At 70.3% G+C, this 13,820-nt stretch carries 15 protein-coding genes; 8 read left to right on the top strand and 7 right to left on the bottom strand.

Annotated elements, in window-relative coordinates:
- Positions 1–564 precede the first annotated feature (564 nt).
- Positions 565–1,317, top strand: coding sequence for an acyltransferase (locus VM306_RS32715; protein WP_325521739.1), 753 nt, complete (start codon positions 565–567; stop codon positions 1,315–1,317).
- On the opposite strand, the gene VM306_RS32710 is transcribed toward VM306_RS32715, so the two are convergent.
- From VM306_RS32710 to VM306_RS32690, 5 genes are all read right to left on the bottom strand, one after another.
- A complete protein-coding gene (locus VM306_RS32710; RefSeq protein ID WP_325521737.1) occupies positions 1,309–2,082 on the bottom strand; it encodes an SGNH/GDSL hydrolase family protein in 774 nt (257 codons plus the stop codon). The two genes, VM306_RS32715 and VM306_RS32710, sit on opposite strands and share 9 nt — an antisense overlap.
- Before the next feature lie 48 nt (positions 2,083–2,130).
- Positions 2,131–3,378, bottom strand: coding sequence for a glycosyltransferase family 4 protein (locus VM306_RS32705; RefSeq protein ID WP_325521735.1), 1,248 nt, complete (start codon positions 3,376–3,378; stop codon positions 2,131–2,133).
- Positions 3,379–3,382: 4 nt separating this feature from the next.
- Entirely contained in the window at positions 3,383–4,846 is a 1,464-nt protein-coding gene (locus VM306_RS32700; protein ID WP_325521733.1) for a glycoside hydrolase family 57 protein, read from the bottom strand.
- Positions 4,843–5,571 (bottom strand): class I SAM-dependent methyltransferase, encoded by a 729-nt coding sequence (locus VM306_RS32695; RefSeq protein ID WP_325521731.1) that lies wholly within the window; start codon positions 5,569–5,571, stop codon positions 4,843–4,845. Before VM306_RS32695 ends, VM306_RS32700 begins: the two co-directional genes overlap by 4 nt.
- 68 nt (positions 5,572–5,639) lie before the next feature.
- Positions 5,640–6,482: a DegV family protein gene (locus VM306_RS32690; RefSeq protein WP_325521729.1), complete on the bottom strand. Its 843-nt coding sequence runs from the start codon at positions 6,480–6,482 to the stop codon at positions 5,640–5,642.
- Between the two features lie 314 nt (positions 6,483–6,796).
- Between VM306_RS32690 and VM306_RS32685 the strand changes: the two genes are divergently transcribed.
- The 4 genes from VM306_RS32685 to VM306_RS32670 all read left to right on the top strand — a co-directional run bounded on the left by VM306_RS32685 (position 6,797) and on the right by VM306_RS32670 (position 10,181).
- A complete protein-coding gene (locus tag VM306_RS32685; protein ID WP_325521727.1) occupies positions 6,797–7,747 on the top strand; it encodes a hypothetical protein in 951 nt (316 codons plus the stop codon).
- Positions 7,744–8,307, top strand: coding sequence for a hypothetical protein (locus tag VM306_RS32680; protein ID WP_325521725.1), 564 nt, complete (start codon positions 7,744–7,746; stop codon positions 8,305–8,307). Before VM306_RS32685 ends, VM306_RS32680 begins: the two co-directional genes overlap by 4 nt.
- A gap of 11 nt (positions 8,308–8,318) precedes the next feature.
- On the top strand, positions 8,319–9,254 hold the full coding sequence (locus tag VM306_RS32675; RefSeq protein ID WP_325521723.1) for a hypothetical protein: 936 nt from the start codon (positions 8,319–8,321) through the stop codon (positions 9,252–9,254).
- A gap of 120 nt (positions 9,255–9,374) precedes the next feature.
- Positions 9,375–10,181: an isocitrate lyase/phosphoenolpyruvate mutase family protein gene (locus VM306_RS32670; RefSeq protein ID WP_325521721.1), complete on the top strand. Its 807-nt coding sequence runs from the start codon at positions 9,375–9,377 to the stop codon at positions 10,179–10,181.
- Positions 10,182–10,214: 33 nt separating this feature from the next.
- On the opposite strand, the gene VM306_RS32665 is transcribed toward VM306_RS32670, so the two are convergent.
- Complete coding sequence (locus tag VM306_RS32665) at positions 10,215–10,364, bottom strand: hypothetical protein (protein WP_325521719.1); 150 nt, start codon at positions 10,362–10,364, stop codon at positions 10,215–10,217.
- 64 nt (positions 10,365–10,428) lie between these two features.
- Positions 10,429–11,271, bottom strand: coding sequence for a DegV family protein (locus VM306_RS32660; protein WP_325521717.1), 843 nt, complete (start codon positions 11,269–11,271; stop codon positions 10,429–10,431).
- 215 nt (positions 11,272–11,486) lie between these two features.
- On the opposite strand from VM306_RS32660, the gene VM306_RS32655 reads away from it, so the two are divergent.
- From VM306_RS32655 to VM306_RS32645, 3 genes are all read left to right on the top strand, one after another.
- Complete coding sequence (locus VM306_RS32655; RefSeq protein ID WP_325521715.1) at positions 11,487–12,269, top strand: electron transfer flavoprotein subunit beta/FixA family protein; 783 nt, start codon at positions 11,487–11,489, stop codon at positions 12,267–12,269.
- Positions 12,270–12,282: 13 nt separating this feature from the next.
- Entirely contained in the window at positions 12,283–13,236 is a 954-nt protein-coding gene (locus VM306_RS32650; RefSeq protein WP_325521712.1) for an electron transfer flavoprotein subunit alpha/FixB family protein, read from the top strand.
- Positions 13,237–13,306: 70 nt separating this feature from the next.
- Complete coding sequence (locus VM306_RS32645) at positions 13,307–13,723, top strand: Imm10 family immunity protein (protein ID WP_325521710.1); 417 nt, start codon at positions 13,307–13,309, stop codon at positions 13,721–13,723.
- Positions 13,724–13,820 lie beyond the last annotated feature (97 nt).

Below are 13,820 nucleotides of genomic sequence, written 5' to 3'. Positions count from 1 at the left end.
TCAAGGGCGCCTACGGCGTCGCTACGCGATGGGCCAAGGCCCACCCTTGACACCAGCGACACGGCGCTAACTGCGGCCAGGGCCGAGGGAGCGGGGGCGAAAAGCCACCGCCACCCAAGTCCCGGACTTCGACCGCAGGAGCGCCGATCATGAAGACCCGCAGCCACCAGGCCCCCGCTGGACAGTTCTCCCTCTGGGGCGTCTATAAGCTTGAGGCGCAGGCCGTCAGGTGGACGAGCCGCCGGGCATCACTTCCCGAAGCCGCGCCAATGCCGCCAGCCGCCAAGCCGACGATCGCCGAACCGATGCGCATGATGCCCTCGTTCCGGTCTGTCGCCAGCCTCATTCCGACCTTCGTCGAGCCCATCGGCCCATGCCAGAACGGCCCCTCGGTCCGCGTCAACGAACGGGCACGAGGGGCCGTGATGGTCGAGTTCCAGGCCGTCTCCAGGCCGTCAGAGGTCCAGAAGCGACCAGACCTGACCGGATGCAATGAGGAGGAAACCAGCAGGTCAGGGCAAGGGTGCCTCGATCGCGGCAGTGCTCAAAAGCTAGAGTCCCCGCATGACTTCGATGTGGGGCGCTCCGGTCTGGACGCGCTGGGCCAGGTCGCGCCGGGACCCGATGCAGGCGCGCTTCCTCACGCTGGCCTCCCTGCGCTGGGTCCTGCGCCACCGCGCCTACACCCCGTGGTACCTGGTCCGCTACTGGCGGCTGCTCAAGTTCCGGTTGCTCAACCCCCACGTGGTGCTGCGCGGCATGGTGTTCTTCGGCAGGCGCGTCGACGTCATGGCCCGCCCCGGCTACGGGCGCCTGGAGATCGGGCGCTGGGTGCACATCGGCGACGGCAACGCCATCCGGTGCCACGAGGGGTCGTTGCGCATCGGCGACAAGGTCGTGTTCGGCAAGGACAACACGGTCAACTGCTACCTCGACATCGAGATCGGCGCCTCGTCGCTCGTCGCCGACTGGGTCTACATCTGCGACTTCGACCACAAGACCGAGGACATCACCCTGCCTATCAAGGACCAGGGCATCGTGAAGTCACCGGTCCGCATCGGGCCGGACTGCTGGCTCGGGGCCAAGGTGACCGTGCTGCGCGGCACTCGTGTCGGGCGCGGGTGCGTGCTCGGAGCGCACGCCGTCGTGCGCGGGGACGTGCCTGACTTCAAGATCGCCGTCGGCATGCCGGCCAGGGTCGTGCGGGACCGGCGGGCCGACTACGAGGCGGACGCCCAGCGGCGTGCCGACATTGCGGACATGGCCCGCAAGGCCAAGGAGGCCTTGGCCAAGCGGGCGGAGGACGCTTCAGCCTGAGGTCAGGTGCAAGGCCAGCGGCGCGAGCTCCGGGCGTTTCGGCGTGAAGCCGTCGCCCGGCTGCCGGCCGATCAGCTTGTTGCGCGACCGCGAGTAGGCGACGGGCAGCACCTGGTCGCGCAGCCACCGCCAGTGGTCGAGCAGCGAGGCGGGAGCGGCGGCCCCGTCCAACGGCGCCAGCCACGACGCGTCGAACGGGATCTCCAGCGCCGACAGCAGGTGCCCGGCCAGCCGCCGGTGTCCCAGCGAGGACAGGTGCAGGCGGTCCGGCCCGAAGTAGCGCGAGTCGTGCACGCACTCGTCAGCGGCCACGTCCACCAGCAGCGCGCCATGACGCGAGGCAGCGGCACGCATGGCGGAGTTCAGCGCGAGAATGCGTGGGCGCATGCGCCACCCGAACGGCATGCGGTGCGAGATGTCGCTCAACGTGAACACGGCGACGGTCGGGGCGAACGACGTCACGGCGCGTACGAGGGCGTCGGCTCGTTGCTCGATCACGGCAGCGGAGGCGCCGGACATCACGTCGTTGCCGCCGCCGAACACCGCCACCAGGTCGGGCCGCAACGCCGACGCGGACGGGACCTGCTCCACCAGCATCTGGTCCATGCGGCGGCCGCGCACGCCCAGGTTGGCGTAGCGGAAGCCCGGTGCGTCCAGCACGGACGCGACCCTGTCGGCCCAGCCGCGGTACCGGCCGTCGGGGAGCAGGTCGTCCAGGCCCTCGGTACAGCTGTCCCCGAGCGCCACGAAGCGTTGGTATCTCATTCAGTCCTCGGTCACCTGTCGTTCACGGGACCGGCGACTGTAGCCGACCTAGGTGAACAGGTTGCCCGTCGCGATCTTGGGCCGTCCGAGCACACGCGGTTCGCGCACGCGAGCGGCCGAGTAGACCGCGGCCGTGTCCGAGGCGATGGTGGACCAGTTGAAGTCGGTGGCCAGGCGTGCCTTCGCGGCGCGGGCGCGGGAGGCGGCCGAGGAAGGGTCCGACAGCACGTCGCGCACGGCGCGAGCCAGTCCGTCCACGTCGCCGGGGGCGAACGACAGGCCCGTCTCCCCGTCCAGCACCACCTCGCCGAGCCCGCCCGCGGTCGAGGCGACCAGGGGAGTCCCGGCGGCGGCGGCTTCCAGGGCGACGATGCCGAACGGTTCGTAGCGCGAGGGCAGCACGACCGCGTCGGCCGCGGTGAGCAGCGCCGCCAGGGACCTGTCGGAGAGGTGCCCGACGAACTCCACGGCGCGCAGCACGCGGTGCTTGCGCGCCTGGTCCTGCAGCCACTCGGTCTGCGAGCCGCCGCCAGCCACGACGACGCGCGTGCCGCGGTGGTGACGGCGGATCCGGGGGAGGGCGGCGATCAGGTCCTGGATGCCCTTCTCCCACTCGATGCGGCCGAAGAACAGCAGCAGCGGGTCGCCGTGCGGCGAGTACGCGCGGCGGGCCTTGCCGACGTCGGACGCCCGCACCTTCCAGCCGCCGGGCTCGATCCCGTTGTGCAGCACGGAGACGTCGGCGGTGTCCACGTCGAACAGGTGCGCCACCTCGCCCCGCATCGCGGACGAGCAGGTGATCAGCGAGTCGGCGCGGTTCGCCAGCCACCACTCCACCGAGTGCACCTGCTGGTTCAGCGGGTGCGACAGCCAGCCGGAGTGACGGCCCGCCTCGGTCGCGTGGATCGTCGCCACCAGCGGCACGCCGAACGCCTCCGCCAGCGCGACCGCCGGGTGCGCGACCAGCCAGTCGTGTGCGTGGACGACGTCGGGACGCCACGGCCCGAGGGCCAGCCCCGCGCGCGTCATCGCGTGGCCCATCGCGAGCGTCCACGCCAGGAGGTCCTTCTCGAACACGAAGTGCGCGGGGTCCTCGGCGACGCGGACCAGCCGCACGCCCTCGCTCACGACGTCGACTGTCGGGTGGGTGATCGCGTCGGTGCCGGAAGGCTGCCGGCACAGCACGACGACCTCGTGCCCCTGCGCGGCCAACTGTGTCGCGAGCGCGTGGACGTGCCTGCCCAGCCCGCCGACCACCACCGGCGGGTACTCCCACGACAACATCAGCACGCGCATTCCGTTACCTCATTCCTCGCGCGTCCAGATGCCCGAACGGGCCGTCTGCCGCGCGGAGCTCCGCCGCTCTCGCACGTCCGCGACCGCCGCGCGCCAACGCCGCGAGCTCGCTGAAGCGATCGCTGTGAATCTTCGCGCGGTAGCGCGCGTAGTCGGCGGCCGAGTCCTTGGTGACCATGAAGGCCCAGTCGCTCGACAACGCCAGCAACGCCTCGCGCACGGCCTGGTCCAGCACCGGGTCCCGCACGTCCGACGAGAAGTCCAGCCCCAGGAGCTCCTGCTGCACCGAGGAGTTCAGCGACACGATGTCCGACACCTGCGCGCCGTCCCAGACGCGCCAGTCCTTGCCGCTGCCCCACGACGACGCGGGCAGCTCGACCGGCGCGCCCACGTGCCCCGCCTCGACGGCGCCCCGCAACGTCGTGACTCGGACACCCGCCTCCGGCAACGCGCGCAGCACGGCCTCCAGCCACAGAGGACCCTCGTGCCACCAGTGCCCGTAGAGCTCGGTGTCGTACGCCGCCACGACCAGTCCGCCGTCGATCGCCCGCAACCGGCGCACGACCGTCTCGACGAAGTCGTCGACATGGCGTGAAAGAGCTTCGCGCGCCAGCAACGGGTCGTACGGCTGTTTGTCCTCCGGCGCGACGTTCTTGCCCGTCACCCGCGACGGCTTCAGACCCGTCGGATGGTCGTAGGTGTGAAAATCCCGGTACGCGGCGTCACCCGGATAGCCGACCTTCGGCGACCAGACGCGGTACGAGACCTCGAGATCACGGCCGAACGCCAGCACGTCCGACGATCCGACGGGATGCGCGGTCGAGGTGTCGCCGTGCAGCGCGGGCCCGTCGACCATGAACCGCCGCACGCCCGCCGCCGCGTAGCCGTCCTCCATGCCGGGCGAGTAACCGCATTCCGGCGCCCAGATCCCTTCCGGGGCACGGCCGATCCGCAACGCGGTGTCGTCCAAACCGGTCCGCAACGCGAACGAACGCACCCGCGGGTCCAGCAACGGCTGGAACGGGTGCGTCGCCGGTCCGCCGAGCAGCTCGATCGTCGAGGAGTCCACAAGGGATCGCAGAATCGGCGAGAAGCCATGCCGCCACTGGGTTTCGAACTGCTCCAGCGCCCAGGACGACGCACGGTGCTCGTACGCGGACAGCTCCGGCAGCCGTTCCCCGGCGTAGTGCGAGCGCAGGTGCCAGTTGCCGAGCCAGTCGTGCGCGCCCCGCAACGAGTACGGGTCGTCGAGCTGCGCGGCCAGGACCGGCGTGACGCCGAGCGTGAGCACGTCGGAACGGCCCTCGTCGGCGAAGCGGCGCAGCATGTCCACGACGGGCAGGTACGAGTGCGCCCACGCCTGGTAGAGCCACTCCTCGCCGACCGGCCACGTGCCGTGGTGCGCGAGCCAGGGCAGGTGGCTGTGCAGGACCAGGCAGAACGTGCCCTCGGACGCCTTCGGGGTCACGCGCGCACCGCCACGGCAACCAGGTCGAGGCACGTGTCCATGTCGTCGGACGTGATGTCGAAGTCCTGCACCGTCACCGACTCCACAGCCTCCTTCAGCTCGGCGGGCCACGGCGCGCCGGACAGGGCGACTTCGACCTGTGCGTTGATGATCTGTCCGTTCAGGAGCGTGTCAAGCCTTCCGCCGTGACGCAGCCCCGTCAGTTCGTCAACGCGGAAACCAGCCTCCCGCAGCATCTCGTCCAGTTCGGACGGTGCGAGCTCCCTGGTGTGGAACGGGTTCAGCGGCGTGTCCTGGCCGGGCGAGAACGTCAGCCTGTTCGGCGTCGTCACGATGAGCGTCCCACCGGGACGCAAGACGCGCCGGCACTCCGCGAGAAAGCCCTCCTGGTCCCACAGGTGCTCGATGACCTGCAGGTTCGCGACCACGTCGACGCTCCCGTCGCGCAACGGCAGCGTCGCGAGGTTCCCCCGCAGGACGTCGAGCCGCGGGTACGCGCGGGCGACGTGCCGCGAGGTCAGCTCGTCGTAGTCGAGCGCGATCACCCGCTGCGCGACCGTGCGGATCAGCTGGGCGCCGTAGCCCTCGCCACAGCCCGCCTCCAGCACGACGGCGCCCGCGCAGTGGTCGATGAGGTGCAGGTACGCCGCTTCGTGGCGCCTGAACCAGTAGTTCTCTTCCGCGATACCGGGCACCGTGCGTTCGCCGGTCAGGGGGAGGGTCACGCCCGCCAGGTTACTTGCCAGTAGAGCGACGGCGAACTACCTGGTGCGCGAGCGTGCCCCCGCCCCGATCAGAACGGCGAGACCGTGACGGCGAGCGCGCCGGGACCCACGTTCGCACCGATGGCCGCGCTGACCTGCGTGAGAACGATGTCGCGCGCGTGCGGGATGCGCTTCTGCAGCAGCTGGAGGAGCTCGTGGCCGTCCTTCTCGGCGGCGAAGTGCTCCACCGCGAGGTCCACGTTGCGCCCGTACGCGAGCGCCACGGCCTTGTCGACGAGCTTCGCCAGGGCCCTGTCCCTGCCGACGACCTTGTCGAACGGCGTGACCTCGCCGCCCACGACCGTGAGCAGCGGCTTGACCGACAGCGCGTCGCCGAAGAGCTTCGCCACCGCGCTGACCCGGCCGGACTGGCGCAGGTACTGCAGCGTGTCGACGTAGATGAGCACGTTGGCGTCGCGGCCGCGCTGCTCGGCGACGCTGCGCGCGTTCTGGACGTTGCCGCCCGACTGCACGATCCTCGCGGCCGCGAGCGCCGCGAACCCGAGCGTCATGCCCGACGAGTGCGAGTCGACGATGAACACCGGCACGCGCGACTTGGCCGCGGCCTGCTTCGCCGCGTCCGTGGCCGGCGAGAGCTTGTGCGTCACGTGCACCGACACGATCGTCTCCGCGCCCTTGGCCCACGCGTCCTGGTAGGCCCAGAAGAACGCGTCCGGAGCAGGCGGCTGCGTCGTGATCGGGATCTGCGCCTCCATCGCCTGGAGCAGGCGGCCCGTCGGCACGTGGGCCTCGTCGATCAGCTCCGACCCGATCTTGAGCTGCATCGGGACCGTGATGATGTTGAACCGGTCCGCCAGACGCGCGGGGAGCGACGCGGTCGAGTCGGTGACGACGGCTACTCGTGAGGGCACGAACGATGAGGTTAACGAAGCGTGATCGCAGTGGCCACCAACGATCGAAGGCAATTCGTGTGATCTACGCCTGAGCGGTCGCTTTCCGTGCAGGGCGAACGCACGGAGTGACGCTGTCGAAAAGGGCCTCACCTTAACACAATCGGGTGACTGCCCGTTCTTGGAGTTGATCTAGAGAAGTTGTGTTTGCGCTGCAAGCCTTGGTTTTCCGCCTCGCTTCAGCGAGCCTTTCGTCCTTTGTCGACTCTGGTTGGTGCTACGCGGCATGGGTACGCTCCGCACAAACTTCGGCCTGGTTGAGCGAGTAGGTGACCATGGGTGCAAAAGAGCGGGAACTGGTTCCGCTGCACACCGCATTCGACGTCGTGTACCGAGGTTTTCACCGGCGTCAGGTCATCGAGCACATCGAGAATCTCGAGGAGCAGCTGCGCTTCACGAGCCTCGACCGGGCGGAAGCCCTCGCGCAGGCCGCCGATTTGCGCAAGCTACTGGAAATGACGCGCCAGGACCTCGAAGAGGCACGCACCAGGATCGAACGCCTGGAGACGACGTCGGGGTCGCACGCGGGCGCGACCGAACGGATGCACCGCATGCTCCGGCTCGCCGAGGACGAGACCGCGGAAATGCACCAGCGGACCGAACGCGAATGCGCCGACCTCCGCGCGCGCACCGACGTCGAACTCGCCGAGATGCGCGCCGAAGCCGAACGCGAGGCGGCGGTGATGCGGTCCGAGGCGGAGTCCGAGCTGTACGCCACGCGCCAGGACTGCGCGTCCCGTGCCGCCGCGGTGGAACGCCGCGAGCTCGAGACGGAACGCCGCTGCGCCGACCTCGAGGCCCAGCACCGCCAGCGCGCCGACGAGGTCGAGCGCGAGTGCGGCGAGGCCGTGGCGCAGGCCCAGGCCGACGCCGACCGGTTGCTGCGCGAGACCGCACTGCGGTGCAACTCGCTGGAGGCCGACGCCGAACGCAGGCGCGAGAAGGCCCGGCAGTTCTTCGAGCTCACCACGACCCGGCGCCGCAACGAGGCCGCGCGGCACCTGCGGGAGCAGGAGGAGCTGGCCAGGGCGCGTGCCGAGTTCGTGGTGAAGGTGGCGTGCCGCGAGGCGAACCGCCGCCTGGCCGAGGTCGCCGAACGGACCGACGAGCTGCACGAGCTCTGCCGCTCCGTCCACACGCAGCTGTCCGCGGCGCGAGCGGCCCTGTCGGTCGCCGCCGACCGCGTGGTCCCGGTGCACATCCCGGAACAGGTGGCCGCGTCGTGAGGCGCTGGGTGCCATTGGTCGCCGGTGCGCTGATGGTGCCCGCCTCGGTGACGGCGTTCGGTTTCTCGGTGTCCGGCGAGGAACTGGAGACAGCGCTGTCGCCGTCCCCCGAAGTGCCCGCGGAGCCCGCGGTCCTCTCGGGCCCGGTGCCCGTGTCGGACTTCGTCGCGCCGCTGCGCATGGAGCCCGCCGCGCCGCTGGTGCTGTCGGCGAGCGTGGCCCAGCAGACCGTGCGCGACCTGTTCTCGTCGCACGCGGTCAAGGGCATCACGTTCGCGCCGGGCACCTCGTTGCTGGTGGGCCGCGGCGAGGCCGTGCAACGGTCGCTGGCCGGCGTCCTGCGCAACGCCACCGGCACGGTGACGCTGGTCGCGCACGCGTGGAACGGCGAAACGGCCTCCCACCGCTGCGACGTGCTCGCGATGGAACGGGCCGGCCTGGTGCGGCAGTACCTGGCCGAGCAGGGGGTGGGCAGCGTCATCACGACCCGCGTGGTCGTGGACCCGGTCTGGGGTCCGCCGACGGACTTCGGACCTCAGATCGACGTCCTCATCAGCTAGGAGCCTTCGCAATGGCAGGGGCAGTCGGGATCGTCTTCGGGTTGTGCGTGCTGTCCTTCACCTTGGGGGCGGCCCTGATGTACGTGCTGGCGCGGCGCCGCGAGGATGCCGCGGTGGACGTGGCGGACGCGCCGGTGGAGCCCACGTGGGTGGAGAAACCCGCCGTCGTCGAGCCGGTGGACGACGACTACGACACGCGGCCGATCCACCGCAACCCGGTGGTGGGGCTGCCGCGGCTGGAACCGGCACTGGCGGCGCTGGCCGAGCCGGTTCTGGGGCCTGTCGTGGAACTGAAGCGTGGTGCGGGGGCGGAGCCCGCTGTGGCACCTGCGCCGGGCGCGGAACCTGCGCCCGGCGCGGAATCGAAGCCTGCTGCGGAACCGGTGCTCGCTGCGGAACCGAAGTCCGCTGTAGAACCGAAGCCCGCTGCGGAACAAGCGCTCGTTGCAAAACCGGCGCCCGTCACGGAACCGGCGCCTGTCGCGGAAGCCGAAGCAGCACCCGCTGCGGATCCGGTGCCCGTCACGGAAGCCGAAGCGGCACCCGCCGCGGGACCGGCGCCTGTCGCGAAGGCTGAGTCGGCGCCCGCCGCCACAACCGAGCCAGCACCCGCCGCCACAACCGAGCCGCCGCCCGTCGCCACCCCCGAGGCGGCACCTGCCGCGAAAGCCGAGCCGCAGCCGATCGCCGAAACCGAGCCGCAGCCGGTGCGACCGCCGAAAACTGTCGGTGCCGCTGGATACGATCGGGATGGGGACTCCGCGCCCCCCTTGGGGGATCTCGAAGCCCCCGAACCAACAGTAGCGACCGGCACCGACACTCCCGAGCTGCCGCCGCCCGCCGCGCCCCAGCCCGCCGAGCAGACGACGTGGGTGGAGCAGGAGGACTTCCGCCACCGCTACCTGCGGATGTTCGAAGAGGCCCGCCGCAAGGCCGACACCAACTGACGGCACCAGACCACCTGACGGCGCCATCGAGAGCGCCGGCCGAGCGCGGTGTCCGAAACTCGTCGGTTCATGTCCGAAACTCGCGGGACCCGGACCGCCCCGCCCTGGTATCACTCGATCATGACTTCCACCGCTGACCGCACCGAGCTCTTCCACGCCCTCCACCGCCCCGGCCCGCTGGTCCTCCCCAACGCCTGGGACGTCGCCTCCGCCCTCGTCGTCGAGGCGGCCGGCGCCAAGGCCGTGGCCACCACGAGCGCGGGCGTGGCCTGGAGCCTCGGCGCGCCGGACGGGGACAGCCTCCAGCGCGACCGGGCGGTCGATCTCGTCGCGCGCATCGTGAAGGCCGTCGGCGTTCCGGTGAGCGCGGACATCGAGTCCGGGTTCGGGCGTACCGCGGAAGAGGTCGCCGAGACGGTCAAGGCCGTGGCGGAGGCCGGTGCGTCCGGCGTGAACATCGAAGACGGTCTCGACGGGGGCGTGCGCGACGCCAGCGAGCAGGCCGAGCGGTACGCGGCGGCGCGTGAGGCCGCGCCCGAGTTGTACATCAACGCGCGCATCGACACGTTCCTGCGCGCGGTCGGAGAACCGGAGGAGAGGCTCGGACACGCCCTGGACAGGGCGGCGAAGTACCTCGAAGCCGGGGCGAGCGGCATCTTCGTGCCGGGCGTGATCGACCTCGGCGTCGCGAAGGAGCTCGCCGAGGGCATCGGCGCGCCGCTCAACGTCCTCGTGTGGCCCGGCGCGCCCGCCGTCGACGAGTTCGTCGCGGCGGGCGTGGCGCGGGTCAGCCTCGGCTCCGGTGTCGCCGAGGCCGCCTACGCCGTCGCCAGGAGGGCAGCTGAGGAGATGCTGACCCTGGGCACCTACAGCAGCGTCGAGAACGGCATTCCGTACGGCGATCTCAACGCGCTGTTCAAGAACTAGCGGTGCGACCCGGAACGGTGCCGGGTCACGCCACTAGTGCTTCTTGCCGCGGAACTTGCGCAGCAGCTGCTCGGCCTGCGCGCGCTTGCGCGGGTCCTGGGCCATCTGCCGTGCCTTGGTCTGGAGCTTCTGGCCCTGCGGGCTGCGCAGGAACCTGGTGATCTTGTCCATGAATGCGGCCATTGGTCCTCCAGGTGTCCGTTACGTCCATTTCAACGGACGAAACCGCACCTTGAGTTCCCGAGGGTCACACCGGCGAAACGGTGATGCCCAGCGCACCTGGTCCGACGTGGGCCCCGATGGCCGAACTCACCTGCGTCAGCATGAACTGGCGGACGTTGGGGAGACCGCGCCGGAGGTTGCGCAGCAACCGGGAAGCCTTCTCCTCCGCGTCGAAGTGCTCGACGGCCACGTCGACCGCGCCGGTGCCCGCGCGCTTGATCGCGATGTCCAGCATCCGGTTGAGCGCGCGGTCGGCGCCGATCACCTTGTCCAGCGGGGTGATCTGGCCGTCGGCCATGGTCAGCAGGGGCTTCATCGACAGCACGCCGCCCACGAGGGCCGCCGCCGCACCGATGCGCCCGCCGCGGCGCAGGTACTCCAGCGTGTCCACGTAGATCAGCTCGGTCGACCTGTCGAACCGGCTCTGCGCGGTCGCGAGCACCCGCTCGACGTCGCCGCCCGCCTCGGCCACCTTCGCGGCGGCCTGGACCGCGTAGCCGATGCTCATCCCGCACGTGTGCGTGTCGATGACGTGCACCGGGATGCGGACCTTGGTGGCGGCCGCGCGGGCAGCCTCGACGGTCTCGGACTGACGGCCCGACACGTGGATGGACACGATCGAGCGGACGCCCTGGGCCGCGAGGTCGGAGTACGTCCAGTAGAACGCGGCGGGGTCGGGCGGGATCGTCGCCACGGGCACGTTGGCGCGCATGGCGGAGACCAGGTCGGGGACCGGGATGCGGGACTCGTCGTCGGTGTGGTCGCCGATCCGCACCTGGATCTGGACCACCTCGATGCCGAGCCGATCGGTCAGCTGAGCCGGGAGACAGGCCGTGGAGTCCGTCACGATAGCTACTCGCCGGTACATGTCGGCGCAGCCTAGTCCCCCGAATGGGTTAGGTCTCAGTTGGTGGCGTCAACGGGTGACAACTGTCACGCTAGCGGGGTGCTTGCTCCTGTTTGCAGGGGGGCTACTGGCGGGTAACATCCGGGTGATGGCAGGGTCGTGAACACCCGGCGGCGCGGTTCTGGAGTCCTCCGCGCAAGCGTCGCCGCCCGTCCGCAGGAGGTCGAAGAGGACCTATGAACATTGTTGTCCTGGTCAAGCAGGTGCCTGACACCTGGTCCGAGCGCAAGCTCACCGACGCCGACCACACCCTTGACCGCGAGTCCGCGGATGCCGTGCTCGACGAGATCAACGAGCGCGCCGTCGAAGAGGCCCTGCTGTTGCAGGAGGCCCACGGCGGTGAGGTCACCGTGATCGCCATGGGTCCCGACCGCGCCACCGACGCCATCCGCAAGGCGCTGTCCATGGGCGCCGACAAGGCGATCCACGTCAACGACGAGGCGCTGCACGGCTCCGACTCGCTGGCCACGGCGAAGGTCCTCGCGAAGGCGATCGGCACGGTCGAGAACGTCGACCTGGTCATCGCCGGCAACGAGGCCACCGACGGCCGCGCGGGTGCTGTCCCGGCCATCGTCGCGGAGCTGCTCGGCCTGCCTCAGGTCACGCAGCTGCGCAAGGTCAGCGTCGAGGGCACCACGATCTCCGGCGAGCGCGAGACCGACGAGGGCGTCGCCTTCCTCGAGGCCTCGCTCCCGGCCGTGATCTCCGTGACCGAGAAGATCAACGAGCCGCGTTACCCGTCCTTCAAGGGCATCATGGCCGCGAAGAAGAAGCCCGTCTCCACGGTGACCGTGGCGGACCTCGGCATCGACGCGTCCGAGGTCGGCCTGTCCGGTGCGTGGACCCAGGTGCTGGAGGCTTCCCCGAAGCCGCCGCGCAGCGCGGGTCAGCGCGTCGAGGACGGTGGCGACGGCGGATCCAAGATCGCCGAGTTCCTTGTCGGCCAGAAGCTCATCTGAGGGAGGGGAAGACATGTCTGAAGTTCTCGTTCTGGTCGACCACGTCGACGGCGAGGTCAAGAAGGTCAGCTACGAGCTGCTGACGGCCGCGCGCCGCCTCGGCACCCCGGCCGCCGTGGTCGTGGGCGCCCCCGGCACCGCGTCGAAGATCCGCGAGTCGCTCGGTAAGTTCGGCGCCGCGAAGGTCTACGCCGTCGAGTCCGACGACGCCGTCAACTTCCTGGTGACCCCGAAGGTCGACGCGCTGGCCGCTCTCGCCCCGAACGCGTCCGCGGTGCTCGTCTCCGCGACCGCGGAGGGCAAGGAGGTCGCGGGCCGTCTCGCCGTGCGCATCGGCTCCGGCTGGCTGGTCGACGTCGTGGACGTCGAGGCCGACGGCACCGGCGTGCAGTCCATCTTCGGTGGCGCGTTCGTCGTCAAGGCGAAGGTCAGCAAGGGCACCCCGGTCATCACCGTCCGCCCCGGCGGCGTCGAGGCCGAGGAGTCCGCAGCGGACGCCGTCCTGGACGAGTCGGTCTCCGTCTCCGTGGACGCCGCCAAGGCCGCCCGCGTGACGTCCCGCGAGACCGTCACCGGTGGCGACCGCCCGGAGCTCACCGAGGCCTCGGTCGTCGTGTCCGGTGGCCGCGGCGTCGGCTCGGCGGAGAAGTTCTCGGTCGTCGAGGACCTCGCCGACTCGCTGAACGCCGCCGTCGGCGCCTCGCGCGCCGCGGTCGACTCCGGCTACTACCCGCACCAGTTCCAGGTGGGCCAGACCGGCAAGACGGTCTCGCCGCAGCTGTACGTGGCGCTGGGCATCTCCGGTGCCATCCAGCACCGCGCGGGCATGCAGACCTCGAAGACGATCGTCGCGGTCAACAAGGACCCCGAGGCCCCGATCTTCGAGATCGCCGACTACGGCGTGGTGGGCGACCTGTTCACCGTCGCGCCGCAGCTGACCGACGAGGTCAAGAAGCGCAAGGGCTGATCACCCGGTCCGGCACAATGGCCGTCCCGCCTCCAGGCGGGGCGGCCGTTCGTCATTTTCAGGAGATGCGTTGAGCAGCAACGGGTTCGTCGTTCGTGGCCACGGACTGGGCTTCGAGGACGAGGAGCAGACCATGTTCACGGTCGGCGTCGCCGAACAGCCCGACGGCGGTGGCAGGCAGCTGCTGATCACCGCGAGCGAGGACGACCTCGAGGACGCCGACTTCGACGAGGACTCGTACTGCGTCGTCGACGACGAGCACCGCTGCACCTACGGGGGCGTGAGCCGGGCGCGGCTGACCGACGGCGTGCTCGTGCTGGAGTTCACCGAGAAGGCCGTCGAGGAGCTCGAACTGACCGAGCCCGTCCTCACGCTCGAGCTCGACCTCGCACCGGACGTCGTGGCGGAGCTGGCCGACGGCTACCGGCGCGTCTTCACGTTCGGGCGCGAGAGCTTCCGCCCGGTTCTCTCCGGCGACCTCGCCTGACCGGGCAAATCGGGCACGTACCAGGGGTTAACCCACCTGCCACTGACCGGCCATCGTTCTGACCTGCTGTCATTCGCCAAGCCGGGATCACCCTGGT

It is taken from the genome of Lentzea sp., from assembly GCF_035525475.1.
Lineage (GTDB): Bacteria > Actinomycetota > Actinomycetes > Mycobacteriales > Pseudonocardiaceae > Lentzea.
This window is presented reverse-complemented; position numbering and strand designations above follow the sequence as displayed.

Excerpts from the sequence above, each read along its gene's own strand:
- VM306_RS32715 (WP_325521739.1), top strand. The coding sequence starts at position 565 with ATGACTTCGATGTGGGGCGCTCCGGTCTGGACGCGCTGGGCCAGGTCG.
- VM306_RS32710 (WP_325521737.1), bottom strand. The coding sequence starts at position 2,082 with ATGAGATACCAACGCTTCGTGGCGCTCGGGGACAGCTGTACCGAGGGC.
- VM306_RS32705 (WP_325521735.1), bottom strand. The coding sequence starts at position 3,378 with ATGCGCGTGCTGATGTTGTCGTGGGAGTACCCGCCGGTGGTGGTCGGC.
- VM306_RS32685 (WP_325521727.1), top strand. The coding sequence starts at position 6,797 with ATGGGTGCAAAAGAGCGGGAACTGGTTCCGCTGCACACCGCATTCGAC.
- VM306_RS32675 (WP_325521723.1), top strand. The coding sequence starts at position 8,319 with ATGGCAGGGGCAGTCGGGATCGTCTTCGGGTTGTGCGTGCTGTCCTTC.
- VM306_RS32670 (WP_325521721.1), top strand. The coding sequence starts at position 9,375 with ATGACTTCCACCGCTGACCGCACCGAGCTCTTCCACGCCCTCCACCGC.
- VM306_RS32665 (WP_325521719.1), bottom strand. The coding sequence starts at position 10,364 with ATGGCCGCATTCATGGACAAGATCACCAGGTTCCTGCGCAGCCCGCAG.
- VM306_RS32660 (WP_325521717.1), bottom strand. The coding sequence starts at position 11,271 with ATGTACCGGCGAGTAGCTATCGTGACGGACTCCACGGCCTGTCTCCCG.
- VM306_RS32655 (WP_325521715.1), top strand. The coding sequence starts at position 11,487 with ATGAACATTGTTGTCCTGGTCAAGCAGGTGCCTGACACCTGGTCCGAG.
- VM306_RS32650 (WP_325521712.1), top strand. The coding sequence starts at position 12,283 with ATGTCTGAAGTTCTCGTTCTGGTCGACCACGTCGACGGCGAGGTCAAG.